16 protein-coding genes are annotated in these 25222 nt (G+C 55.9%); 8 read left to right on the plus strand and 8 right to left on the minus strand.

All coding sequences use genetic code 11. From position 1 onward, the window contains the following. Positions 1-150: 150 nt before the first annotated feature. From CHB83_RS20625 to CHB83_RS20635, 3 genes are all read left to right on the plus strand, one after another. On the plus strand, positions 151-2430 hold the full coding sequence (locus tag CHB83_RS20625) for a GH92 family glycosyl hydrolase (protein ID WP_089334072.1): 2280 nt from the start codon (positions 151-153) through the stop codon (positions 2428-2430). A 43-nt stretch (positions 2431-2473) separates the two neighbouring features. Next, entirely contained in the window at positions 2474-3532 is a 1059-nt protein-coding gene (locus CHB83_RS20630) for a LacI family DNA-binding transcriptional regulator (protein WP_218823211.1), read from the plus strand. A gap of 240 nt (positions 3533-3772) precedes the next feature. Further along, positions 3773-4648, plus strand: a complete 876-nt coding sequence (locus CHB83_RS20635) for an EamA family transporter (protein ID WP_089334073.1) — start codon at positions 3773-3775, stop codon at positions 4646-4648. Between the two features lie 144 nt (positions 4649-4792). Here CHB83_RS20635 and CHB83_RS20640 read toward each other — a convergent pair whose 3' ends face one another. Together CHB83_RS20640 and CHB83_RS20645 are read right to left on the minus strand one after the other, a co-directional pair. Beyond that, on the minus strand, positions 4793-6064 hold the full coding sequence (locus tag CHB83_RS20640) for a sugar MFS transporter (RefSeq protein ID WP_055562862.1): 1272 nt from the start codon (positions 6062-6064) through the stop codon (positions 4793-4795). A gap of 73 nt (positions 6065-6137) precedes the next feature. Continuing rightward, a complete protein-coding gene (locus CHB83_RS20645; protein WP_089334074.1) occupies positions 6138-8774 on the minus strand; it encodes a beta-mannosidase in 2637 nt (878 codons plus the stop codon). A 733-nt stretch (positions 8775-9507) separates the two neighbouring features. Between CHB83_RS20645 and CHB83_RS20650 the strand changes: the two genes are divergently transcribed. Beyond that, positions 9508-10470, plus strand: a complete 963-nt coding sequence (locus tag CHB83_RS20650; protein ID WP_089334075.1) for a tyrosine-type recombinase/integrase — start codon at positions 9508-9510, stop codon at positions 10468-10470. 420 nt (positions 10471-10890) lie between these two features. Here the strand turns inward: CHB83_RS20650 and CHB83_RS20655 are convergent, their stop codons facing one another. Continuing rightward, positions 10891-13014 (minus strand): prolyl oligopeptidase family serine peptidase, encoded by a 2124-nt coding sequence (locus tag CHB83_RS20655; protein WP_089334076.1) that lies wholly within the window; start codon positions 13012-13014, stop codon positions 10891-10893. A 319-nt stretch (positions 13015-13333) separates the two neighbouring features. Between CHB83_RS20655 and CHB83_RS20660 the strand changes: the two genes are divergently transcribed. Then, complete coding sequence (locus CHB83_RS20660; protein WP_089334077.1) at positions 13334-15067, plus strand: alkaline phosphatase D family protein; 1734 nt, start codon at positions 13334-13336, stop codon at positions 15065-15067. Between the two features lie 95 nt (positions 15068-15162). Here the strand turns inward: CHB83_RS20660 and CHB83_RS20665 are convergent, their stop codons facing one another. After that, on the minus strand, positions 15163-15705 hold the full coding sequence (locus CHB83_RS20665; protein WP_218823213.1) for a gluconokinase: 543 nt from the start codon (positions 15703-15705) through the stop codon (positions 15163-15165). Between the two features lie 273 nt (positions 15706-15978). Between CHB83_RS20665 and gndA the strand changes: the two genes are divergently transcribed. Genes gndA through pgl form a run of 3 tightly spaced genes read left to right on the plus strand, consistent with a single transcriptional unit; the run spans position 15979 to position 19777 of the window. Beyond that, positions 15979-17481: an NADP-dependent phosphogluconate dehydrogenase gene (gndA, locus tag CHB83_RS20670; protein ID WP_089334078.1), complete on the plus strand. Its 1503-nt coding sequence runs from the start codon at positions 15979-15981 to the stop codon at positions 17479-17481. Between the two features lie 39 nt (positions 17482-17520). Then, positions 17521-19038 (plus strand): glucose-6-phosphate dehydrogenase, encoded by a 1518-nt coding sequence (gene zwf, locus CHB83_RS20675; protein WP_045689316.1) that lies wholly within the window; start codon positions 17521-17523, stop codon positions 19036-19038. Continuing rightward, entirely contained in the window at positions 19025-19777 is a 753-nt protein-coding gene (gene pgl, locus CHB83_RS20680) for a 6-phosphogluconolactonase (RefSeq protein WP_089334079.1), read from the plus strand. Before zwf ends, pgl begins: the two co-directional genes overlap by 14 nt. 10 nt (positions 19778-19787) lie before the next feature. On the opposite strand, the gene rpiA is transcribed toward pgl, so the two are convergent. From rpiA to CHB83_RS20700, 4 genes are all read right to left on the minus strand, one after another. Beyond that, a complete protein-coding gene (rpiA, locus tag CHB83_RS20685) occupies positions 19788-20537 on the minus strand; it encodes a ribose-5-phosphate isomerase RpiA (protein ID WP_089334080.1) in 750 nt (249 codons plus the stop codon). Between the two features lie 177 nt (positions 20538-20714). Further along, on the minus strand, positions 20715-21116 hold the full coding sequence (locus CHB83_RS20690; RefSeq protein ID WP_045689314.1) for a response regulator: 402 nt from the start codon (positions 21114-21116) through the stop codon (positions 20715-20717). A 71-nt stretch (positions 21117-21187) separates the two neighbouring features. Further along, entirely contained in the window at positions 21188-23401 is a 2214-nt protein-coding gene (locus CHB83_RS20695; protein ID WP_089334081.1) for a PAS domain-containing protein, read from the minus strand. Positions 23402-23839: 438 nt separating this feature from the next. Continuing rightward, positions 23840-25222: a SusD/RagB family nutrient-binding outer membrane lipoprotein gene (locus CHB83_RS20700; protein ID WP_089334082.1), complete on the minus strand. Its 1383-nt coding sequence runs from the start codon at positions 25220-25222 to the stop codon at positions 23840-23842.

The raw sequence follows: 25222 nt of genomic DNA on the forward strand, positions 1-25222 counted from the left end.
TAAACATTTTAGCATATTTGCTAAAACGCGCTGCCTGTCGCCCTTCGTTTTACGGGCCTTTCCTGGGTGCCTTCACCCACAGAGGTACATGTATCGGAGCACTTCTGCTCCCGCCTGCCGAGTCCCATCCATTCCTTCTTTTACCTTCTTATGGTAGCTTTTTCCTTGCATTGGCCCCCAAAGGCCGCTTCCTGGTGCGTGCGACTACTAGTGTCCTTCCTGCTGTTGAGTGCCCGCCTCGTCTTCGCCCAAAGCCTAACCTCGCATGTCGACCCCCTGATTGGCACGGGCGGGCACGGGCACGTATTTCTAGGTGCCAATGTGCCATTCGGGGCTGTGCAAGTGGGGCCACAGAACATCTTTAAGGGGTGGGACTGGTGCTCGGGCTATCATTATTCCGATAGCCTGATTACCGGCTTTTCACACACCCACTTGAGCGGAACGGGAGCTTCTGATTTGGGCGACGTGCTCATTATGCCCTACACCGGGGCCGTGCAAACCGATAAAGGGCGGCAGCAGGCGCCGCACCAAGGCTATTTGTCACGCTTCTCTCACCAGCGCGAAACGGCCAAGCCCGGCTACTACGCCGTAACGCTAGACGACTACGGGATTCGGGCGGAGCTAACCAGCACGGCCCGGGTAGGAATGCACAAGTACACTTTCCCCGCGGGCCCCAAGCCGGCCCACATCATCATTGACTTGAAAGAGGGCATTGATGACAAAGCCACTGACACCTATATAGAGCAGATAGATCCGCAGACGTACGTGGGCTACCGCTTCTCGAAAGGGTGGGCCAACGACCAGCGCCTATACTTTGCCATCAAGACGTCGGTGCCCATTCCGCAGTTTGCGGTATACAACGAAGCCCAACAACTCACCGGGAAACAGGGGCAGGGCCTGGCTATCAAAGGCTTGTTCAACTTCCCCAAAACCCCGGGCACCCTTCTGCTGAAAGTGGGTATCTCGCCCGTGAGCAGTCAGAATGCTCTGGCTAACATTCAGGCCGAAATTCCGGGCTGGGACTTCACGCAGGTACAACGTACCGCCGATGCGCAGTGGAACCGGGAGCTGGGCAAGGTGACCATTGAAACCCGCGACCCGGCTGCGCGGCGCATTTTTTACACTTCCATGTACCACGCGCTGTTTGCACCGGCTTTGTTCAACGATGTGAACGGGGACTACCGGGGCACGGATAAGAAAGTGTACCCCAAGGCGCCCTTCGTAAACTATACCACCTTTTCGCTGTGGGATACCTACCGCACCGAGCACTCTCTGTTCCTGCTCACCCAGCCCGAGCGGGTAGGAGATATGATGCAGTCTATGCTGGCCATTCAGCGGCAGCAGGGCAAACTACCCATCTGGCATCTGATGGCGAGCGAAACCAATACCATGGTAGGCTACAGTGCCGTGCCCGCTCTGGCCGAAGCTTACCTGAAAGGCACCCCCGGCCTCGATGGCAACCAAGTGCTAGCCGCTATGAAAGCCTCCAGCACCCGCAACGACCAGGGCGTGCGCTACTTAAAGGAGCTGGGCTTCATTCCGGCCGATAAGGAAAGTGAATCGGTGGCCAAGGCTATGGAATATGCCATCGACGACTGGAGCATTGCTCAGGTGGCTAAAAAACTGGGCCGCCAGGACGACTACGCTACGTACAGCGCCCGCGCCAAGTACTACCAGAAATACTACGACCCTCACACCCGCTTTATGCGTGGCCTTACGTCCGATGGCAAGTTCCAGGTGCCCTTCGACCCTATCCAGTCAATCCACCGCCAAAACAATTACACCGAGGGCAATGCCTGGCAATACACCTGGCTGGTGCCCCACGATGTACCGGGCCTGATTAAACTATTCGGTAGTGATGCTGCTTTCACTCAGAAGCTCGACAGCTTGTTTGTTGTACAGGGTAGCTTAGGGGAAAGCGCTTCTCCCGATATTTCGGGCCTGATTGGTATGTATGCCCACGGCAACGAGCCTAGCCACGCCACCATTTACTTGTACCCTTACGCCGGACAACAGTGGAAAACGGCGGAAAAGGTGCGACAAGTGCTGCGCGAGATGTACAAAGACAAGCCCGATGGCATCAGCGGCAACGAGGACTGCGGGCAGATGTCGGCTTGGTATATTTTATCGGCTATGGGCTTCTACCCCGTCAGCCCCAGCAGTGGCGCTTACGTACTAGGCAGCCCTATTGTGGACAAAGCCACCTTGCGCCTGCCCAAAGGCAAAACCTTTCTCATTGACGTTAAAAATAATGGCCCGCAAAACCAGTACATTCAGTCCGTTCGCTTAAACGGCAAGAGCTACCCCAACAGCTACCTGCTGCACCGCGATATTGTGGCGGGCGGTACGCTGGAATTAACTATGGGGCCGCAGCCAAACCGGGCGTTTGGTACGGCTCCTGCCACTCGCCCCCGGGAAGTATATCCGTAATGTTCTGGAGCTGAAGCGCTCGGCGCCCGCAAACGAATTGAAGTTGAAAAAGAAAATCCTAATTCACGACATCGCCAAGCACTTGGACGTGTCCATTGCGACCGTCTCGTTGGTGCTCAACGGCAAGGCCAAGGAAAAGCGCATCAGTGATGTGCTGGCCGAAAAGGTGCTCAAGTACGTGGAAGAGGTGGGCTACAAACCCAACCAGCTAGCCAAGAGCTTACGCACGGGCAAAACCCACGTCATTGGCTTGGTGGTGGAGGATATTGCCAACCCGTTCTTCGCCACCGTAGCCGGCCTAATCGAGAAAAAGATCTTGGCCCGGGGCTACCGCATTATTTACTGCAGCACCAACGATGACACGGCCAAGACGCGGGACCTGCTCACCATGTTTCAGGAGCGCCACGTGGACGGCTACATCCTAGCCCTACCCGACGGGGTGGAAACCGACGTGCGCGCCCTTGTGCGCAGCGGAAAGCCCCTCGTCCTCTTCGACCGGGAGCTGGCCGGGGTGCTGGCTAATGCGGTGGTAGTAGACGGCGCCCAAGGAATGTACGAGGCCACCCAGCACTTGCTAAACCAGGGATTTACGTCGGTGGGTATGGTGACGCTACAGGCGGGGCAGGCGCAGATGCAAGCCCGCTTACAAGGGTACGCCCAAGCCATGCAAGAACTGCACTTACCAGAACTGGTGCTGGAAATAGCGTTTCAGCAGGAGCGCGAGCAGATTATTGCGCAGATACAGGCATTCTGCCAGGCCAACCCCGAGTGCAATGCCCTGTTGTTTGCCACCAACTATTTGGGAGTGTACGGTTTGGAAGCCCTCAGCCGCCTGGGGCGCCGCATTCCAGAGCACATGGCCATCGTGTCGTTTGACGACCATGACCTGTTCCGGTTGTACTCGCCTACCATTACCGTGGTGGCCCAGCCCCTAGAAGCTATGGCCGAAAGCATCATCAGTACGCTCCTAAAGGCCTTAGAAGGGCCTGTGGAAACGGGCCGTAGCACGCAACTACAGCTGGCACCTCAACTTATTGTGCGCGAGTCTTCTATTCGGGTTCCGGAGAAAACGCGGCCGAAAACTTCCCGCACCAAAGCCTAACACGGCGCGAGACCTTACATGGGGCTGTGGTTGCGTAGCGGAAGCTGGCAACCTATATCAAGTTAGCCCAGACGCCGCCGTATACCGCCGCATTGGTTTCAGGGCAACGGGTACGGTAGGGCCTGGCCTACCTTGCGTGTTTGCAAAATAGTAGCCGCCATCCTGCTTTCCTGCCCCAAAGTTGGCCGACTTTTGTCGGGTAAGAGGCCGTTGCACTTCTGCGGCCTGTACCTACTTATCATGTCCAAGGCTTCTCGCTTTGCTCTGCCGGCGGTACCGGCCGTTTTGCTTTCTATCATCAGTGTACAGGGCGGAGCCGCCCTGGCCAAGCAGTTATTCCCGGTGCTAGGGGCCGCAGGAACCACTAGCCTGCGCATTGGCTTGTCGGCGGTGGTGCTGCTGGCCGTGGTACGGCCCCGGTTAGGGCAGCTCCGGCCCGAGCAGTGGCGGGCAGTAATACCATACGGGCTGGCGCTGGGCGCCATGAACTTTCTGTTCTACTGCGCCCTGAGCCGCATACCCCTCGGCTTGGCCGTGACACTGGAGTTCGTGGGTCCGCTGGCGTTGGCGTTAACCGGGTCTCGGCGCTGGGTAGATGTGGTATGGGTACTGCTGGCAGGCGCCGGTATTGCTCTCATTGCCCCGTGGTCGGGCGCGGGCATCGACTTAATAGGAATGGGATTTGCCCTGGCGGCCGGGGCGTGCTGGGCGGTGTACATCGTGCTCGGGCAGCGCACGGCGGCCGTGTTGCCAGGGCCAGTAGCAGTGGCCGTGGGAATGATTTTCGCTACCCTACCTGTCCTACCATTTGGGGTAGCTAGCGGCACCTTATTGCACCTGACGCCTGGTTTGCTCTTGCTAGGAAGTGGCTTAGCCTTGTTTTCAAGTGTGCTACCCTTTTCGCTGGAAATACAGGCCTTGAAGACCCTGCCAACCCGCACATTCAGTATTCTGATGAGCCTAGAGCCCGTAGCAGCAGCCCTTTCCGGCTGGCTACTTTTGGGTGAGCAGCTCACCGTGGGGCAATGGCTAGCCGTAGCCTTCATTGTACTAGCTAGCATAGGTGCTACCCTCACTACCCCCACTCCACAACCCGCCGTACCTGGTGAAGGATAACGTGGCAAATGCTCTACTCAATGGTTGGTTGCTATATCCGTCACCCTAAAGTGTAGCAAACAGACCAGAGCAAACATCATAAGCCACGGCCCCATAGCAACGCCAAATTGCTATGGGACCGTGGGGTTTAGGGACATCCAATGACTATATAGCCTCCCGACGGCGGCTGCCCCGCAGCCCGTACCACATGATGTACACGTAGCAGATGACGGGCAGCAGCAAAGCAATGCGTAGGCTGCTGTGGTCGGCAATGAAGCCGAACAACAGGGGTACAATGGCTCCGCCCACAATGGCCGTGCACAGCAGCCCGGAGCCTTCTTCTGTCTGACGACCCAAGCCAGCCATGGCGAGGGTGAAAATGGTAGGGTACATCAGCGAATTCATCAGGCCCACCGCCAGCAACGACCACATGGCCACGCTACCCGTTGAGCTAATGGAAATGAGCACCAGCACCACGGCCCCCACGGCGTTGACTGCCAGTAGTTTCGTTGGGGCAAACTTGTTGAGCAGGTAGGCTCCGGCGAAGCGCCCAATCATGGCGGCGCCCCAGTAGAACGTCACCTGGTCACCGGCCGCTTTGGGGTCGAGACCAAGCACATCGGGCAGGGCCACGTAGCTCACAATGTGCGAACCAATGGCTACTTCGGCCCCTACGTAAGCAAAAATGCCTACTACCCCCAGTACAAGGTGGCTTTGCTGCCAGATGCTACGTGCAGGAGCACCTACCTCGTTTTCCTCTACCGCTGGCTCAATTGTGGGCAGGTGGATTTGACTTAGCAGTAAGCTGATAAGCAATAAGGCCCCACCAATAACGAGGTAAGGAATCTGAACGGCATGAATGTCAATGGCCGCAGCCGCGGCTGGCGTGTCTAGCTTCGGCAGTCGGCTCAAAATCAGCGCGCTACCTAGCAGGGGCGCCAAGGTGGTACCCAAGGAGTTAAACGCCTGCGTGAGTGTCAGGCGCGATGAGGCGGAGGCCGGAGGGCCTAGGATGGCTACGTACGGATTGGCAGCTACTTGCAGCAACGTAATGCCCGAGGCCAGCACAAACAACGCTCCTAAGAACAGCCCGTAGGCTCGTTCTGCCGCGGCCGGATAGAACAGAAATGCCCCTAGGGCCGCTACCACAAACCCTAGCAGCATGCCCCGCTTGTACCCAAATCGGGCTACTAGTTTGCCCGCGGGAATGCTCATCAGAAAGTACGCCCCGAAGAAGCACAGGTTAATCAGGTTGGCCTGGGCAAATGATAGTTGGAAAATAGCCTTGAGGTAGGGAATCAGAATGTCATTCAGGCAGGTGATGAAGCCCCACAGAAAAAACAGGGTAGTCACGGCGCTCAGCGCCGATGTATAGCGCTGAGACGACGCCGTCGGGGAGGCTGAGCGGCTGGTCAGAACGGGAGATGGGGATGCCATAACTGAAGGAGGAAAGAAGAATGAAAGGTGGGAAAATACTAAGGAGAGGATAGCGGGTGGCCCCCGCTACTCACTAGAAAGCATCGGCAAGGGTCCGCACGACCAGCGCCTGCTGTAGCGCCGCTACGGAGGTAGGGGCCGTGCTGCGAAAGGAAACAACCTTTGTTTCGCCGGGCAGCAGGTCGAAGTAGTTATCAGTGAAGAAGCCGTCGCTGCCGTCTTCGAGAGAAAGGTAAACTTGCCGGGCCAGGGCTTTGCTGTGCATGGTTACCTGGTACGTGCCGTCGGGCTGTGGGCGCCACTGCGTTGTCACTTGAGATGGAGGCAGTACGGCCTCTTTGGGCGAGGCAAAGTAGTACGTGTTTGTCGAGAGCGTTTTCCCATCGGTTTCCACTGCACAGCTTAGCACGACCTGCTTCTGGTTATGGCCTTTCAGCAATTTTTTGCGCGGAATCTCAAAGTAGACTTGGCTGGACAAGGGCTGTACCTGCAAGGTAGTGGCCTGGCGGAAGAGCGTGCGGCCCGTAACATCCAGTAGGCGCACGGTGAGCGTAGCGGGCACGGCCACTGTGCGGTCCGATACCACGTACACGCGCACTAGGTCGCCCTCTTCGTGGGGGCTCACTAGCACCGGCTCATAAAAACGCTTAGCATAGTATTGCAGCGCCTTCCACCGCCCGTAGTAGTCGATACTCGACCACGAGGCCACGCCCCAGCAGTCGTTGAGCTGCCAGTAGAGGGAACCCATTACGCGGGGTCGGTTGCGCCGCAGATGTTCGGCGGCAATCTTAATAGCCTGAGCTTGCAGCACTTGGCTTACGTAGAGAAAAGAGGCAAAGTCCTTGGGCTCTTTGTAATCACGGCGCAGGTATTCCAGCAGGCGCGGGTTGCCAGCAGCGCTGCGCTGGTGTTCTTTCATCACCGGGGAGGCAATGTCGTAGTCGGCTGGCAAAGCAAATTGCTGCACTGATTTTAGCTCGGGGAAAGACTGGAAGCCATACTCGCTCATAAAGCGCGGCACCTGCTTTTCGTAATCGGATAGCGGGGCCGTACCGGCCCAGACTTCCCAGTAGTGCATGTCGCCGTTGCGTTGGGAACCGGCCTTGTCCTCAAAATCGGCGGAGGGGCTTGAGGACCAGTACAGGCGGCTGGGGTCCTGTTTCCGCACCACCGCTGGGAGCAGGTCACGGAATAGCTGCAAGTAGTTGCTCCACACTTCGTTCTTGTGCGCCCCAAGCTTCCCCGAAATTCCCCAGTCTTGCCAGGCAATTTCGTTTTCATTGTTGCCGACCCACAAGGCCAGGCTGGGGTGGTCGCGCAGGCGCCGCACCTGGTGGGTGGCTTCCTCCCGTACGTTGGTCATGAATGCGTCGTCGCCGGGGTAGAAGGTGCACGCAAACATGAAATCCTGCCAGACTAGCAAGCCAAGCTCATCGCACGTGTCATAAAAGGCGTCCTGCTCGTAAATGCCGCCCCCCCACACCCGAATCATGTTCATGTGGCAATCTTTGGCGGCTTGCAGAAGCTGACGGTAGCGCGGGGCCGTCACGCGCGTTGGGAAAATGTCGGCCGGAATCCAGTTGGCACCCTTAGCAAAAACCGGGATGCCATTGACTACAAACTCAAAGGACTTTCCGTACTGGTCCGGCTCTCGGCGCACCTGTAACGTCCGCAGCCCAATGCGCCTAGTAGTGGCATTAAGTGGCTGACCTTGCTGCACGAGACGCGCCGTAACAGTATACAGCGGTTGAGCCCCGTACCCGGCGGGGTACCACAGCTGCGGTGTATTGAGGCGTACTTCGGCTGTAGTTGTATGGCGGCCCGGAGTCAACGTTAGGGCTTGTTCTAAGGCTGTTCCAACTAGCTGGCCATCTGGTCCCCTAGTTTCCAACAGCAGCGTGGCAGCTTGGCTGCGGGCGGCGTCATATTCTACTTCCACCGCCAATTGCGCGGCTTGGGGCGTTACAACTTGCTGCACCACATGCAGGTTAGTTAGGCGGGCTTCATCCCAAGCTTCTATATACACAGGCTGCCACACCCCCGCCGTCACAAAGCGTGGGCCCCAGTCCCAGCCGTACTGGTAGGGGGCCTTGCGGGTGTAGGGGCTCAGGGGAGGGCCCTGGTCGCCCACTACGCGCATAGATTGTTCATCATTACCGGAGTAGAGCTCGTACCCTTGTTTGCGGGGCAAATCTGCCACCTCCCGTAAGGGCGAGCGGAACCGGATAAGCAGGCGGTTCTCACCTGTGCGCAAGTGCTGCTTGGCCGCTAGGCGCCATTCCCGGAACATATTGTTCGCTTGCAGAATAGAAACTCCGTTGAGCAGTACCTCTGCGTAGGTGTCTAGGCCTTGTAGCACAAGGTCTAGGTGGGCACGTTGTAAAGTGGCAGGGGGTAGCGTGAAGCTCGTTTCATACTCCCAATCGGCCTTGCCAATCCACTGTAGCCGCAGCTCGTTGTCGCGGTACAGCGGGTCAGGAATTTGTCCGGCAGCTAGTAAGTCGGTGTGTACGCAGCCTGGTACCGTCGCTGGAGTCCAGCTTTCTTTCCCTACTTGCCGAAAGCGCCAGTTAGCTTGTAGGGGCACCGTTTCTGCTGCGTTGCCTGCCTTGTGTGAAAAGGGGCTTGCCCACGCGACAACCGAGCTAATGCTAAGTATGAAAACCAGAAGTAGCACCCGCACATTGAAGCAGAGTTGGGAGCAGGACATGAGCTAGCAGTTAATTCTATCCGGCAACCAGCTAGTAGTTCCCGGACTTGTAGATGTAGCAGCAACTGAGTAGAAAAACACCAGCTTGCGAAGCAACCAGACCAGTGCATACCCATTGCTACGCTTAAAGCTAAAATGTTTTAGCAATAAAGCACAGCGGGTGCTGTGTAAACTAGAATAACCTACACGCTTATTCTATGCGGTTGATTACTACAAGTGGTATAGGTCGCTTACTCACAGGCTGCTTGTGGTAAGTAAAATACCAGTTATTATAGAAAATTCACAACCCTTATTTGCTGCATGTAGTAGGGCATTGAACTATATGATAGGAAGTAAGTAATCACTATAGAACAGTAATTGTCCACAAGGCATTCTTCGCTATTAAAGCTGGTTTTTCACTGTACTAGCTATGGAAGCAAGCCTACTTCTAGTATACATGACGGATGCGAACGGTAATACTGCTTCAGCAGATTATTAACGCAGAATTTGTCTGTACCAATTGTCCTAAGTGAAGTAGCTTATGCTGTACTCACTCATGTGAATAGCCAATGAAGAGCTGTAACAACAAGGTCAATAAGAGGCGCAATTAGTCAGAACGCCCTTGCTGTAGGATGAGAGGCAGGGCCAGGTAAGAAGATAGCGTAAGATCCGATAAGTCTTAGTTATCGGACCTTACGCTATCTTGGTTTTGAGTTCTCCAAAATCTGGGCAATACTCCTTATATATAGGTTACATGGCAAACGATTCTGCGGTCTTGGTTTCTGCTAACTCATCGTCGGCACTGACCTACCTGGCCGAGCATACTTCGCGCTACGTGGAGGCCGGACTGAGTGGGGCGGCTAACACGGCCAAAGCCTACGCTGGGGATTTAAAGCGCTTCGGAAGTTGGTGCACCGAGCACGGACTGGAACCACTACCTGCGTCGGTCGATACGCTTGCTGGATTTGTGACGCACCTGGCAGAAACGGGCAAAAAAGTATCCACCATTCAGCGCCATTGTGCGGCCCTAGCCAAAGCCCATGCTCTGCGCGGACTGGAATCACCCACGGATGACAAGAAATTTAAGGTGCTGCTGGAAGGCATTGCCCGTCTCAAAGGTGTGCGACAGAAACAAGCACCGGCTTTTACCCTCGCTAACTTCAAGCGCACGGTCAAGAGCATGGATGATCAAACACTAGCTGGCTTGCGCGACCGGGTGATTCTGCTGCTAGGCTTTTCCGGAGCGTTTCGCCGCTCTGAACTGGCGGCGCTTAATATGGAGGACTTATTCTTTTCTGAGGAAGGCCTGATTGTCAACCTTGCGAAGAGCAAAACCAACCAGTACGGCGCGGCCGAGGAAAAAGCCATTTTCTATTCCCCAGATGTTAAGTTGTGTCCTATTCGCACGTTGCAAGCTTGGGTGCAGCGGCTCAACCGCTCTACGGGGCCCGTGTTTGTCTCCTTTCGCAAAGGCGAACGACTAACCGAGCGTCGGCTGACCGATAAGCACGTGAACTTAATTGTGCAGCGCTATTTAGGGCCAACGTTTTCCGCCCACTCCTTGCGGGCGTCCTTTGTTACCGTAGCCAAACTAGCGGGGGCTGATGATTCGGAGGTTATGAACCAAACCAAGCACAAGACCTCCGAGATGATTCGGCGCTACACCCGCCTCGATAACGTACGCCAGCACAACGCCGCCCAGAAATTGGGGCTTTAGCGTATCCGATTGCATTAAGGCTTGGTAACTAAAGGTGCACTCTTGCCCCTTGAAGTAGGTCTATATCAATCCTTACACTCTTCGTTGGGATATGATGCTAATGAAAAAACTCACTATCTGGCCCGAAAGTACTACCGGAGTAAGCGCCAGTGTATAGTAGTAGTGTCTGCCCACTTAGCAAGAAGGATGTTCTTTGCAGGCAGTAACTGCTTGTAATACAGATAATTGCCAATGGACTTCGCTTGCTGATTCAAGCTTATAAACATCAGCTACAACCTTTACTAGTCATATAGTTCTCTGTCCTTGTAGGCGTGTGGTGAGCAGAATTGCCTAGGTAATAATGTAGCCAGTTTAAAACAACAAACGCCAGCCGACTCTATGATAGTCGGCCGGCGTTTGTTGTTTTGAGGCTTCCCGTAACTAGTTAGCTTGGTAAGGCGTGAGGTTCATGTTTTGGAACATGAAAGACCATTTGTCGGCCTGTTCGCTGATAACCTGGGCTGTAGAACGGCCGGCACCGTGCCCCGCCTTGGTTTCTACCCGAATAAGCACGGGCGCGCTACCCTGCTGGGACTCCTGAAGCTTAGAAGCAAACTTAAAGGAGTGCGCGGGCACTACCCGGTCATCGTGGTCGGCGGTAGTAACCATAGTGGCGGGGTAGTTGGCGGGCTTCAGCGCGTGGTAGGGCGAGTACTTATAGAGGTATTCGAACATCTCCTTGCTGTCCTGGGCTGTGCCGTAGTCGTAGGCCCAGCCGGCCCCGGCCGTGAACTGGTTGTAGCGCAGCATGTCCATTACGCCCACGGCGGGGAAGGCTACTTTGAACATTTCGGGGCGCTGGGCCATGGTGGCCCCCACCAGTAGGCCGCCGTTGGAGCCGCCGGAAATAGCGAGGTAGTCTTTCGACGTGTAGTTATTTTTTACCAGGTACTCGGCCGCGGCAATGTAGTCGTCGAACACATTCTGCTTCTGTAGCTTGGTACCGGCCAAGTGCCACTTCTCACCGTACTCGCCGCCGCCGCGCAAATTGGGTACGGCATAAATACCACCGTTTTCGAGCAGTACAATGGTAGAGGTGCTAAAGCCTGGCGTTACGCTGGAGTTAAAGCCGCCGTAGGCGTACATCATCGTGGGGTTCTTCCCGTTCATCACCAACCCCTTTTTGTGGGTGATAATCATGGGGATGCGCGTGCCGTCTTTTGAGGTATAAAACACCTGCTTCGATTCGTACTGGGTGGGGTCGAACTGCACGCCGGCTTTCTTATACACCGTGGACTTGCCAGTTGCAATGTCGTACTTGAAAATGGTGGGCGGGTAGATGTAAGAGGTGAAGGTGTAGTAGGTTTCTTTTTCCTCTTTTTTAGTGCCGAAACCGCCCGCCGAGCCCACTGAAGGCAGCGCAATACTCCGCTCCTTTTTGCCGCTCATATCATACTGCTCAATAAGGGACGTGGCATCCTTCAGATAGTTCGCGAAGATTTTACCGCCCCCGGTGGTGGCGTTCAGCACGTTCTTGCTTTCCGGAATTAGGTCTTTCCAGTTGGCCGACTTGGGGTTGGCTGCATCCACGGTTACCACCTTGCCATTGGGCGCGTTCAAGTTGGTTTGGATATAGAGCTTGCTGCCCACGTTGTCGAGCACACTTACCTCATTCTTCTCATTGTCTACCACCTGCACAATGGGACTATTAGCCTTACTCAGATCCTGAATGTACAGCTCGTTGCCCGTGGTGGTATTGGCCCCGCTGATAACCAGGAAACGCTCGTCCTCCGTGAGGCTGGCCCCAATGTAGCGGCGCGGCGTCTTTTCCCCACCGAATACGAGCTTGTCAGTGCTTTGCTTGGTGCCAAGCTTATGGTAGTAGAGCTTATGAATTTGTGTTTTGCCGGCCAACTGGCTGCCGGCCAGAGGTTTGTCATAGCTGCTGTAGTAGAAACCGTCGTTGCCTTTCCAGGCCAGCCCCGAAAACTTTACGTCCTTGAGTGTGTCGCCCACAATGGTCTTGTCCGCGGCTCGCATCACAATCACCTTGCGCCAATCGGAGCCGCCTTCCGAAATCTGGTACGCAGCCAGGCTACCGTCCTTGGTGAAGTTGATGCCCGCTAGCGAGGTAGTGCCATCCTTGGAGAAGCTGTTGGGGTCAAGAAAAACCTCCGGGGCACCGTTGCCTAGTTGGCGGTACAGCACCGACTGGCTTTGCAAACCCGTATTCTTGGTGAAGTACGTGTACTTGCCTTCCTTGTAAGGCGCACCATATTTTTCATAGTTCCACAGCGTCTCCAGGCGCTTGCGGATGGTTTCACGGAAGGGAATTTGCGCCAAATAATGCTGCGTGACCTTGTTTTCCTCCTGCACCCACGACTTCGTATCGGCGGCCTGATCGTTCTCCAGCCAGCGGTACGGGTCGGCTACCTTGGTTCCGAAGTAGGTAGTCACGGTATCTACTTTTTTGGTTTGCGGGTACGGCAGGGTCTTCAGGGGCGTTTGGGCCACAGCTTGCGCGCTTAGCACCACCATGGCCGTGGAGGCATACAGAATTCTCATGCAGGGAAGTAAGTAAGGGTGACGTGATGAAGCACCAACCAACTTGTTGGCAGAAGCTTATTGGGTTGGCAACTAGTGAAATACTAGGTTCATGAGTTACAGAAAGGTACAACCTCGTGCCGAGGCAGCAAGGGGAAAGGCAAGCTGGGTTGCAAAAGGTTGCGTCTTACCTGCTCAAGGGAGCAGGGCGGTCAGCTTTGAGGTAGAAAGGCAGAGAAAGCCGCCGATAGCAGGCGGGCACAATTCCATAATATGCCCATAATACCCCCGTCATAGGGCCCCTCTACATTCGTGGCTGCACTCATATATGCTTCGCCCGATGAAGGATTCTGCTCTCCGCCGCCTCAACCGCCGCGCGTTTATCAAGCAAACGGCCTTGGTATCCGGCGGCATAGCCTTGTTGCCCGCTACGCTTGCTAGTTGCGACGATGACACTGAAAATCCTGCTTACAGCGGAGACTTTGGCTTCCGCGAAGGCGTGGCCAGCTTTGATCCGTCGGCCGACGGCGTCATCATCTGGACCCGCTACACCACGGCCACGAACGAGCCCGCCCCCGCGGCCATTACCTGGGAAGTGGCCGACGACAGCCGCTTTTCCGTGGTGAAAGCTACCGGCACCCTACCAGCAACCCCTGACACAGACTTCACCGTGTGGGTGAACGTCACTGGCTTAGCGGCCAATCAGAAGTATTACTACCGCTTCCTGAACGCTCAAACCAAGGCTACTTCCGTGACTGGCGAAACCCGTACGCTACCCGTGGCAGGGCAGGCTAGCCGCGTGACGCTGGCTGTGGTATCGTGCGCCAACTACCAAGCGGGGCTGTTCAATGTGTACGGGGCCGTGGCGGAGTCTGCCGCCGACGTTGTGGTGCACCTGGGCGACTACATCTACGAGTACGGCCAGGGGCAGTATGGTACCAGTTCGCTAACTACTTCCTTGAATCGGGCTCACCAGCCTGCTACTGAAATCCTGAGTTTATCGGACTATCGAACCCGTTACCGCCAGTATCGCAGCGACCCGCAACTGCAACGGGCCCACCAGCTCAAACCCTTCATCTGCATTTGGGACGACCACGAGCTGACGAACGATGCCTATAAGGAGGGCGCGCAAAACCACCAGCCCGCTACCGAGGGCGACTTCCTGCAGCGCAAGCAAATTGCTACCCAAGTGTGGCACGAGTACCTGCCGGCGCGCGTAGCCAACAAGGAGAAAATCTACCGGAGCTTCGACTTTGGCGGCTTACTAAACTTGCTCATGCTTGATACGCGCTTGGCTGGCCGCGACAAACAGCTGAGCCTTGGTGACTACTACAGTAGTACCGGCACGTTCAATGCCGTGGCATTTGGGGCAGCCTGGCAGAACCCCGGCCGCTCTATACTAGGAGCCGAGCAGCGCAACTGGCTCACGAGTCAGCTGGCTAGTAGCGGAGCCCGCTGGCAGGTGCTAGGCTCCCAAGTGCTCATGGCGAAGATGTACATTCCCGTGGAGTTGCTGGTGTTAGTAGCTCAACTGGCAAACAGCCCTACCCCGGCCGTTCTGGCGCAGTACGCAACTATTGCGACCCAGCTAGCCACAATCAAGACCCGCCTGTTGGCCGGCGACCCTACCGTAACAGCCGCCGAGCGTGCCCGAGTGGAAACCGTGCTACCGTATAATCTGGACGCCTGGGACGGCTATCCTGCGGAACGAGAAGTGGTACTCGACGCTGCCGCTGGTAAAAAGCTTATTTCCCTGGCCGGCGACACCCACAACGCCTGGTATAGCGACCTGACTACGGTTGGAAAGCGCCGGGCTGGTGTTGAGTTTGCCTGTTCGTCCGTCTCCTCGCCTGGGTTTGAAACGTTGCTAGGTGGCGATAAGGCGGCTATTCAAGGATTTGAGCAGGCTAACCAACTGCTCATTGATGATTTGCAGTACCTCGATGCTTCCCAGCGGGGCTTTCTCGAAGTAGAATTTAGCACCAGCCAAGCTGTTGCCCGGTGGAAATACATAGCCAGCCTGGCGGTTGAATCTACTGCCACTACGTTGGGCAAAACCGCAACCGAAGCCTAATCCCGACCGGCCACGTACTGTACTCTGCTAAGCTTCTAAGGACTACGTGCCTATCTGCTTTGATACCAGAGGATAAACCTGTTTTAGTCACAGCTTTACTCAGCGTTTCCTGGGGTGTGCTTGTGCTTAGAATCCGGCATTTCGCCCGTGCGCTGTAAGTAGGCAACTATCTGATCTACTAGTTGCTGTGGGGTTTCATCGATGGGTAGGTGCAGGCCATACGTGGGTTTTTCCAGAGTGGCAAACTGTGAGGCTAGCAGGTCGGGACCCATGTAGTGATGCTGGCGCGCTTGCAGGCGGGAGCGTACCAGCTCTTCGGAGCCATCGAGAAACACCCATACTACTGGGCCGCCCGTCATGAGTTCCTGCCGGTACCATTCCTTCAAGGCCGAACAAGCCAACACCGCGCCTGCACTCTGGCTCCACTGCCGAATCCCGACGGCCAACGCTGCCAGCCAGCCCTTGCGGTCCTCATCCTGCAGTGGGGTGCCGGCCCCCATCTTGGCTACGTTGGCGGCCGAGTGAAAGTCATCGGCATCATGAAAAGGCAAGCCTATCTGCTGGGCTAGAAGCTCGCCAATGGTTGATTTGCCCGAGCCGGACACTCCCATCACAATAATTACGTGGTTGAGCTGCATAGGTAGGAAGAAGGAACAAGGAAGCTACCGGCGTGGCGTTCGGCAACGCCCCGTTTACTGGCCCGGAAAAAGGAAGATAACGGCCTGACATTTCAGAAACTACGAAGTGTTAGCCCGTATCCTAAGCCCACGACGTATAACCTTATGCCCAAACTTTAAGTTGAGGTAGTGGATACTGAACAGTTGGTCCTTTGGTTGCCGCAGACCAGAAGCTGATTTTGTTTCGGTGGCCAACACTCTGCATCTATCCTAGGTTTTACTCGAAACTACTGCATGATGAGCACAACGCCGACTACCTATTCGTTTGGCATGATTGGCCTGGGCACGATGGGCCGCAACCTACTGCTAAATCTGGCCGACCATGAGTTTGCCGTTGCTGGCTATGACAAAGACGCCAGCAAGCTGACCCTGCTCTCAGAAGAAGGCGCGGGCCTGCCCGTAAAGGGCTTTGCTGACTTAGCTGATTTCGTGCACAGCCTGCAAACGCCTCGTTCCATCATGCTACTGGTGCCCGCCGGTAAAATCGTAGACAGCGTGATTGATGAGTTGCGCCCGTTGCTGGCCCCCGGCGACATCGTCATCGACGGTGGTAACTCCTATTTTACCGATACCACCCGCCGGGCCGAGGCCCTGGAGGCCGAGGGTTTCCACTTCTTCGGCATGGGCATTTCGGGCGGTGAAGAAGGAGCGCGCTTTGGCCCTAGCATGATGCCCGGCGGCGACCAGCAGGCCTACCAAGTCATGAAGCCGATGTTTGAGGCCATTGCCGCCCAAGTGAATGGCGAGCCCTGCGTTACTTACATTGGGCCGGGAGCTGCCGGACACTTTGTGAAGATGGTGCACAATGGCATTGAGTACGGCCTGATGCAGCTCATTGCAGAAACCTACGGAGTTCTCAAGCAGGGCCTGGGCCTCGACAACGAGGCCATCGGGCAAGTGTTTGCCCAGTGGAACGCCGGCCGTTTGCAATCCTTCCTGCTCGATATTACCAAGGATATCTTCGTCTTCCAGGCGCCCAACACCGACCACCTGCTGCTCGACGATATTCGTGACGAGGCCCGCTCCAAGGGCACTGGCAAGTGGACCTCCCAGATTGCTATGGACCTGGAAGTGCCCCTGTCTACCATTGATACGGCCGTAGCGCTGCGCAACCTATCCAAATACAAAGCACTGCGCGAAAAGCTGGCTGCCCAGTACTCGCCTACCTTGCCTACGCTGGAAGCTGATAAAGACCAGTTGTTGGCTAGCCTGGAGCAAGCCTTCTACTTCACCATGGTGATTACCTACGCGCAGGGCATGCACATGCTTTCCAAGGCCTCGCAGGAGTATTCCTACGGGCTGCAGCTAGCCAATATTGCCCGCATCTGGCGCGGTGGCTGCATCATTCGCTCCGGCTTCCTCAACGACATTTACAACGCCTACCAGCAAGCCCCCGAATTGGAACACCTGCTGCTGGATAAGTCGGTAGCGGAACTAGTGCAGCAGGCTGTGCCTGGCGCCCGCACGGTAGTAAGCGCAGCCATTGCGGCAGGCCTGGCCGTGCCGGCTTATGCTTCCTGCGTGAGCTACTTCGATTCCTTCCGCACAGCGCGCCTACCTTCTAACCTCATTCAAGCCCAGCGCGACTACTTCGGGGCCCATACCTACGAGCTGATTGGTATGGAAGGCCTGTTTCACACCCAGTGGACGCCGACCCACGAGGACGCTAGCAACAAGCAGGACATTCATTTGGACGAGGAAAACAAACGGGAGGAGCAAGTGCTTCCCAATAAATAGATTCTTCCTCGGCCCCTTCACTTACGCGACGACCTCCGCATGAGCCTTACCTCGCAAGCACAGCCTACCATCTTCGTTATATTCGGTGGCACCGGAGATTTGAATGCCCGCAAACTAGCCCCGGCGCTTTACAACCTGTTTCTGGAAGGCTGGCTGCCCGAGCAGTTTGCCATTATTGGCACTGGGCGCACGGCTCTTTCCGACGACGATTTCCGCGGCCGTATTCTGGACGGTATCAACCAGTTTTCGCGCAGTGGCAAGGCCAACGCTGAGAGCTGGAAGCCGTTTGCTGAGCACGTGGTCTACCAAGCCGCCGACGTGAAGGATGCGGCGGCCTATCAACAGTTTGACAAGCGCATCAAGGCTTACCAGCAGGAATGGGGCACGCCCGTCAACGTCATCTACTACTTGGCGGTAGCGCCGGAGTTCTTCCCCATTATTGCCGAAAATATTGCTCACAATGGGTTGGCGGCCGATCCGGAGCGCACGCGCATTGTTATTGAAAAGCCGTTTGGGCACGATTTGGAGTCGTCGCGGGAGCTAAACCAGTTGCTGGCCCGCAATTTTAGTGAGCAGCAGATTTACCGCATCGACCACTACTTGGGCAAGGAAACCGTGCAGAATATCATGGCTTTCCGCTTTGCCAATGCTCTGTTCGAGCCACTCTGGAACCGTAACTACATCGAGCACGTGCAAATTTCCGTGACCGAGCAGCTAGGAGTGGGCGAGCGAAGTGGGTATTACGATGGGGCCGGCGCCCTGCGCGACATGATTCAAAATCACCTGCTGCAACTCCTATGCTTGGTGGCGATGGAGCCGCCCATCAACTTCACGGCCGACGATGTGCGCAACCGCAAAGTAGATGTGCTGCGCGCCATGCGCCGGTTTTCACCCGAGGACGTGCGCGAATCAACCGTACGGGGCCAGTATGGCTCGGGCTGGATTGAGGGCCAGCAGGTGCCTGGCTACCGGGAAGAGCCCGGAGCCAACCCCACTTCCAACGCGGAAACCTTTGCGGCCGTCAAGTTTTTCGTGGACAACTGGCGCTGGCAGGGCGTGCCTTTCTACCTGCGCACTGGCAAGCGCCTGCACCGCTCGTCCTCAGTCATCACCATTCAGTTCAAGGACGTGCCCCACTGCATTTTTCCACCCGAAACGGCGGAAAACTGGCAGCAGAATCGGCTTATCATCAGCATTCAGCCCGAAATGAGTATTCGCTTGCAAGTGCAAGCTAAGCGCCCTGGCCTGGACTTGATGTTGAACACCGTAGACATGGTTTTCGACTACAAGGGTACCTATACCACGGAGGCCCCGGAAGCCTACGAAACTCTGCTGCTGGATACCATGCTAGGCGACCAAACCCTGTTCATGCGCGGCGACCAGGTAGAGGCGGCTTGGGACTTGATTATGCCCATTCTGAACGCCTGGCAGGGTAGAACCAGCCAGAGCTTCCCCAACTACTCGGCCGATTCCTGGGGCCCTGAACTGGCCGAAGCCCTAATTGCCCGCGACGGATACCATTGGTTTACGCTACCCCTCAACAATGGCAAGAAATAACGTTCCCACCCTGCACGTATTCCCGACGCCGGAGGAAGTCCTGCAGCAACTAGCCGACTTCTTCGTGGAACTAGCAACGCGCGCTATTGCTGGGCACGGCACATTTTCGGTAGCATTGTCTGGCGGCAGCTCGCCTAAGAAACTATACGAGTTGCTGGCCTCTCCCGCGTACCGCAGCCGCGTACAGTGGGAGGAGGTGTTCTTCTTTTTCGGTGATGAGCGTAACGTGCCACCCACGGATACCGAGAGCAACTACCGCATGGCCCACGAAGCGCTACTTGGTCCGCTAGGTATTGCTCCAACGCAGGTATTTGCGGTGGATACGGCACTAGCCCCGGCAGAAGCAGCGCAACGCTACTCCCAAAGCATCACCGAGTTCTTCGGCCAACGTGAGGCTCGGTTTGACTTGGTGTTGCTAGGGCTGGGCGACAACTCCCACACCGCGTCATTGTTTCCTCACACCCCCGTTCTTGCGGAGTCAGTAGCAGGTGCCCGGGAAGTGTACGTGGAGGAAAAGCAGGCGTACCGCATCACCCTAACGGCCCCATTGCTAAACCAGGCCCAAGTGGTGGCGTTTCTGGTGTACGGAGCCGACAAGGCCGTGGCAGTGCAACACGTAGTAGCAGGCGAGCAGGATATAGCACAGTTCCCGGCTCAGCTAATTGCGCCCACCTCCGGACAGCTACACTGGTTTCTCGACGATGCCGCCGCTTCGCTACTGCCGGCGGGTAGGCAGTAAAATCAGCCAACTACGGAAACGCGCTAAAACCGGGGAGGGATTGGGGCTCTGCGCCCGGCGTGTATACCAGCACCTGCTCTCCCTGCGCTACTAGCGCCGCGCGAGCCAAGCCTAAGAACAAGCCGTGTTCTACCAATCCCGGAATCTGTTGGAGGTGACGAGCTAAGCTTGTCGCATCGGGAATAGATTGGAAGTGGCAATCTACTAGCAGGTTGCCTTGGTCGGTGCGGGCGGGCTCCGTGGGCTGCTGCCGGCTCATGCGTACCACGGGCTTGCCCTCTAACTCTGCCACCGCATCCAAAATCCAGGGTAAGGCAAAGGGTACCACTTCCAAGGGCAAAGGGAAGCGCCCCAGCTGGGGCACGAGCTTGGTGCTGTCTGCTAGAATAAGCAGGTAGTCGGCGGCCGTGGCTAGTACTTTTTCGCGCAGGAGAGCTCCACCGCCGCCTTTCACGAGTTGCAATTCGGTATTCAGTTCGTCGGCGCCGTCTACGGTTAAGTCTAGGCGCATACCCCGCCGGGGCTCTACCAGCGGAATCCCGGCTTCGCGGGCTAGTGCTTCACTTGCCAGGGAAGTAGCTACGGCCTGAATTTGGTACTGACCAGCGCGAACTGCCGCTCCCAGCTGGGAGATAAAAAGGGCGGCAGTACTCCCACTCCCCAGGCCCAAAAGCATCCCACTCCGAACCCACCGTAAAGCCGCTTCGGCAGCCAGCTGTTTTTCGTGCTTTAGTTGTTGGGGTGAGGGGGTAGCTTTCATGGGCAAGTAGCAGGAAGCAGCCAGTGAGCAAAGAGCAATGCAACACGCATTGCCCATCAAGCACCGACAAGGGTATAACGCGCCTGTCCCGTCCGCGTTGTCCGCATTCTACCCTAAGCCCACGCAGCCGAAGTCACGCTGGCGCCGCATCTATGAGCTAAGTACTCCCGAGGCCGCTCAAAAGTACTTTTCCAGGAGGCCTTGCACCTTCTCCTTGGTGAGGGGTTTGTTCAGGACGTCGGCCACGGGCAACTGCTGCACCCGCTCCAGATCTTGCGACAACAAGGAGGTAGTAAGCATCACGATTATAATGCTTTGCTGCTGCTCAAAAGGCAATTGGGTGTATGCCTCCAGAAACTCGATGCCGTTCATGATGGGCATTTTCATATCCAGCAAAATGAGGTTCGGGCAGCTAGCACTCGGGGCTACGCACGTCTGGGCCAGTATCTGTAGGGCTTCAGCACCGTTTTCAGCAACTAGCGTGTGCTGTACAACGCCCATGCGCGTGATAAGGGCTTGATTTAAAAAGTTAGTGGTGGCGTCGTCGTCCACCAAGAGAATGCTCGAAAGCTGTGGCATGTAAATAGCACCCCTAAATAAGAGGCAGGTGCGGATGGTACGGCGGGGCTAGCGCAGAGTTACGGCGCTGCCTACCGCGGGAAGGACATTATGAAGGAGGTGCCTTGGTTTTCCTGACTTTGCACGATAATAGTGCCACCCGCATTTTCCACCATTTTCTTGACCATATACAAGCCCACGCCGGTACCTTCAACGTGGGTGTGCAGGCGCTCAAAAAGTTGAAACAGTTTGCCTTGCTGGCGCGGCGTCAGGCCCATGCCATTGTCTTCTACTTGCAGTATACTACGGCCATCTTCGCGCCGGCAACTGATGCGCACGTGGGGCGGGCGGGCTGGGTGCCGGTACTTGAGGGCGTTGCTCACCAAGTTGTAAAGTACTGAGCGAAGGTTTTTTTCGGAGATAAACAGAGTGCGGCAGCCGTCCACATCAATACTCATTTCCCCGCCAGTCTGGGCGAAAAGGGGCTGCAAATCCTGTTGTACATCGTTCAGGACAGGGAACAAGGCGGTGGTGGCGGCAGGATGAGCAAACTCAAGTTGCAGCTTGTTCACGTCGGTGAGGTGGGCAATGGTGCGCGTAAAGCGTTCAATGGATTCCTGCATGCGCGTCAGCACGGGCATAAGTAGCTCATCACCCCGCACGGAAGCCGGCAACAGATCTTCGAGCAGTCGTAGCAGACCTTCAATGTTGGTAATGGGCGCCTTTAAGTCGTGAGAAGCGGTGTAGATGAAGTTATCCAAGTCAGCGTTGGTGCGCAGCAGGCGGGTGTTGGTGTCGTTCAGCTCCTCATTCGTTACCTGCAATTCCTCATTAATGGCCGCCAGTTCCTCGTTTAGGCTCTGTACCTGCTCGCGGGCAATAACCTGGCTGGTCACGTTGATGGCTACGCAGGCAATGCTGGCGACCTGGCCCTGATCATCCCGTAAAGGCTGGTACACTAGATTATAGTACCCTACTTTCTCGCTCGGAGAGTTACTTAAGCGAATAGCGTAGTCTTGGAGTGTAATAGCCTCGCCGCTTTTCCACACTTGCTGAAGCAAATTCAGGGACTCTTGCGCTGGGCCTTTCGCCACCGCATCTGCGTAGGGCTGGCCCAGGAGCTGCTTGCGCGGGTGCCCAATGATTCTTGCCGCTAGCGGATTCACCACATCTATGATGTGAGTGGGGCCGCGCATCACGCAAAGCGCAATCGGCGACTGCTCGAAGACACGGTGCAAAAGTTGATGCTGTGCTTCTGCCTGCTGCTGAGCTATTCGTTCGTTAGCCTGGGCGTGGCGTAGCTCATACGTGCGTTCCAGCACTCGGGCCTCCAGGTCCTCGTTGAGCAGGCGAAGTTCTGCCTGCGTGCGCTCCAGCTCTTGGTTGTTCGCCAGAATTTCCTCGTTGGCAGCTTGCAACTCCTCATTGAGGTAGTTGGTCTGCCGCTCTTTCTCTTCCGCCAGTTGGCGGGTCAGTACTTGCTCGGTGACCTCCATAGCTACCGTCAGCACCCCGTATGCAGTGCCATCGGCGTCGTACATAGGTACGTAGACGAAGTCCCAATAAACGGTTTCAAGTTGGCCGTTCCGCTGAATTTGGGAGGGCATGCTGTAGCCCCGGTAGGGCTCCTCGGTAGTGCGAACCTGGTCCAGAAGCTCATCGAAGCCCTGCCCTGTTATTTCGGGTAGCAACTCAAGCAAGGGTTTTCCTAAGCCTTTTTTGTAGGGCCGCCCCCAAATGGCGTAGGTGCTGGTATTGGCAAACTCGATGATATGTGTGGGGCCGCGGTATACGGCAATGGCTACTGGCGCCTGCTCAAACACTCGTTGTAGTTCTCCCCGCTGGCGCTCTGCTTCGGCACGAGCCTCTTGTTCGCGGGTGCGGCTCTGGCGCAAGGTTTCTTCGGCTAGCGCACTAGACTGCTCATGGCATTCAGTGAAGGTGACTAGCAAACCAGCATCTAGGCGGCGGGCTTGAACGCGCAGGCAAATAGTGCGGTCTTCTATTGGGTAGAACTCATTGCGGTGAGTTGGGGTATCCGATAAGATGGCGTCGCGCAGAAAAGCGAAAGTCCCAGAATCAGTTGCCCCAGGCCACTGTTCCAGATACGTTGTTGCGGGCTCGGCGGGCAGCGTCAGCAACTGCTGGGCCGCAGAGTTGAAGTAGCCGAAACGAAAATCAACGATGGTCCCAGTTGCATCCCGTAGGGGTAGGTAGTACAATACCCCGTTAGAGAGCATGTCGAGCAGCGCAGGCAGAAAAGGCGCAGGTAAGGCACTAGGTGCCAGAAGGGAAACATCAGACATGAAAATCGGCGGCGAGAGGCAGGGGCCAGTGAACCACGAAGATACGAGGGAAGTAGCCGCTGGTAGGCGGTGAAGTTGCCCGTTGGGTCGGACCTAGTCGTAAGTCGGTGTGTGCCGACGCGGAGAGTTGCTCGGCTTCACCGACGGTAAACGCATGCCGGGTAGCATAAGTTGGGCGTACCAGTTGCGAACAGCCCCTTATAGCTGTTTGGGCTGGAGCTAGTCAGCTATAAGGTGCTATGGGAAGTTGCATGCTGATGCTCCCGCGGCTTATAAGGATGTATGGTGTTATTTGTTCCTTCTTCTCAGGTAAACATTGAGCACAGAATCCTCTATAATAGAGAACCCGCTCAGCTACGGCTAAGCGGGTTCTCTATACTTACGGCTTATAGGTAGCGCCACGACCCAGGCTCTCTTACCTAGACCGAAGACGGTTGCCTAATTGTTGACAGGCGTCTTCACAAAAAGCCCAGGAATCGGGTTCGGAACATTGGCGTTGGCGTTTACCTCCGACTGAGGATATAGGAAACGCTGTGGTAGAGTAGTATTTCCCGTTCCTTTTATGGGTATTCCAACAATGTTATTCGTCCGACGAGCATCCGTAAATGCCTCGGCTTGTCCGATAAGGGTCACGTATCGCTCCGTTAGAATTTCCTTTAGCAAGTCACCGCCCGCAATGTCTGAGAGCAGCAGGGGCTCGTACTTACCAGTTGGGTAGGCTACGGCGAGTGCCGCACGGTGTCTATTGAGAGCAGCTAAGGCATCAACAGGAGTACCAGTCCGTGCACTGGTTTCGGCTATGATAAGCTGCGTTTCGGAATACGTAACCAGTGGGAAGGAAGCATCAGGATCAGAGAATTCCTTTGCCGTTGCCGTTAGTCCTTGTCGTAACTCGTAATCCGCAGCAGCTGGGGTAGAGGCAGGCTCATAAAAATAAGAGAAGCGTGCTCCTTCGTCCGTCTTTGCATTGTTGCGGTTATTCGCAATCAAGCTCTTCTGCGCGGGGTCAAGCAGCTTGGGCGCATAGGCATTATCACCAGTGAGATACCCATTACGGTTCCCCAAGAACTGGTAGTAGAGGTTTTGAGCTCCGGATAGATTCGCATGGGGCGCTACGAAGTCGTTAGCTGCCAACGAAATTCCTCTGGCTGCGGCAGCCTTTGCTGCCGCATACTCTTTCGTGTGCAGGTAGTAGCGTGCTTTCAAGCTGTAAGCCAAGGCAGTCCATTTCGTTGCGTTCCCCGCATAGAAGATATCCTGGGTAGCTGGGATGACGCCTCCGGCTGCCAAGTTCTTAATGGCGTCGTCTAGCAATGCCTGCACATCAGCATATACCTGTGCCTGCGGGTCATATTTCGGCGAAGGAAAAGTAGCGCGTTGTCCCGCCTCCCGGAACGGGATATCCCCCCACAAGGAGGTAGTAGTGCCCGCGGCGTGAGCTTCCAGAATCTGAGCAACGCCTTTCAGTTTCAAGTTGAAACCAGCCTCCGCCGTAGCTTCAGTTAAACGAGCCTGCGTGATTGTACCAACATACGCAGTAGCCCACAAGTCATCGAACGTGCCGGCTGTTACGCTGTAAATATCAGTACTCAGATACTGGCGGTCAGAACCTGTGAACTGACCAGCCCACATGCCTGTGGTGCGCGATACATCACCTTCATGAAAAACTATGTCGGCCAACATTACTCCTTGAATAGTGTTGGTAGCATCCGCCGAAGCTGGGCTGTTTGGGTCGACGTCAAGATCTTCAACGAAATCTTGGCAGGCACCTAACATAACAGCTACTACTGCTGCAGAAATATATTTTAAAGACTTTTTCAT

Origin of the sequence: Hymenobacter mucosus (assembly GCF_900188255.1) — a bacterium.
GTDB lineage: Bacteria > Bacteroidota > Bacteroidia > Cytophagales > Hymenobacteraceae > Hymenobacter > Hymenobacter mucosus.

Bases quoted from the DNA above. Each gene is read 5' to 3' on its own strand.
- CHB83_RS20625 (WP_089334072.1), top strand. From the start codon at position 151: ATGGTAGCTTTTTCCTTGCATTGGCCCCCAAAGGCCGCTTCCTGGTGC.
- CHB83_RS20635 (WP_089334073.1), top strand. From the start codon at position 3,773: ATGTCCAAGGCTTCTCGCTTTGCTCTGCCGGCGGTACCGGCCGTTTTG.
- CHB83_RS20640 (WP_055562862.1), bottom strand. From the start codon at position 6,064: ATGGCATCCCCATCTCCCGTTCTGACCAGCCGCTCAGCCTCCCCGACG.
- CHB83_RS20645 (WP_089334074.1), bottom strand. From the start codon at position 8,774: ATGTCCTGCTCCCAACTCTGCTTCAATGTGCGGGTGCTACTTCTGGTT.
- CHB83_RS20650 (WP_089334075.1), top strand. From the start codon at position 9,508: ATGGCAAACGATTCTGCGGTCTTGGTTTCTGCTAACTCATCGTCGGCA.
- CHB83_RS20655 (WP_089334076.1), bottom strand. From the start codon at position 13,014: ATGAGAATTCTGTATGCCTCCACGGCCATGGTGGTGCTAAGCGCGCAA.
- CHB83_RS20660 (WP_089334077.1), top strand. From the start codon at position 13,334: ATGAAGGATTCTGCTCTCCGCCGCCTCAACCGCCGCGCGTTTATCAAG.
- CHB83_RS20665 (WP_218823213.1), bottom strand. From the start codon at position 15,705: ATGCAGCTCAACCACGTAATTATTGTGATGGGAGTGTCCGGCTCGGGC.
- gndA (WP_089334078.1), top strand. From the start codon at position 15,979: ATGATGAGCACAACGCCGACTACCTATTCGTTTGGCATGATTGGCCTG.
- zwf (WP_045689316.1), top strand. From the start codon at position 17,521: ATGAGCCTTACCTCGCAAGCACAGCCTACCATCTTCGTTATATTCGGT.
- pgl (WP_089334079.1), top strand. From the start codon at position 19,025: ATGGCAAGAAATAACGTTCCCACCCTGCACGTATTCCCGACGCCGGAG.
- rpiA (WP_089334080.1), bottom strand. From the start codon at position 20,537: ATGAAAGCTACCCCCTCACCCCAACAACTAAAGCACGAAAAACAGCTG.
- CHB83_RS20690 (WP_045689314.1), bottom strand. From the start codon at position 21,116: ATGCCACAGCTTTCGAGCATTCTCTTGGTGGACGACGACGCCACCACT.
- CHB83_RS20695 (WP_089334081.1), bottom strand. From the start codon at position 23,401: ATGTCTGATGTTTCCCTTCTGGCACCTAGTGCCTTACCTGCGCCTTTT.
- CHB83_RS20700 (WP_089334082.1), bottom strand. From the start codon at position 25,222: ATGAAAAAGTCTTTAAAATATATTTCTGCAGCAGTAGTAGCTGTTATG.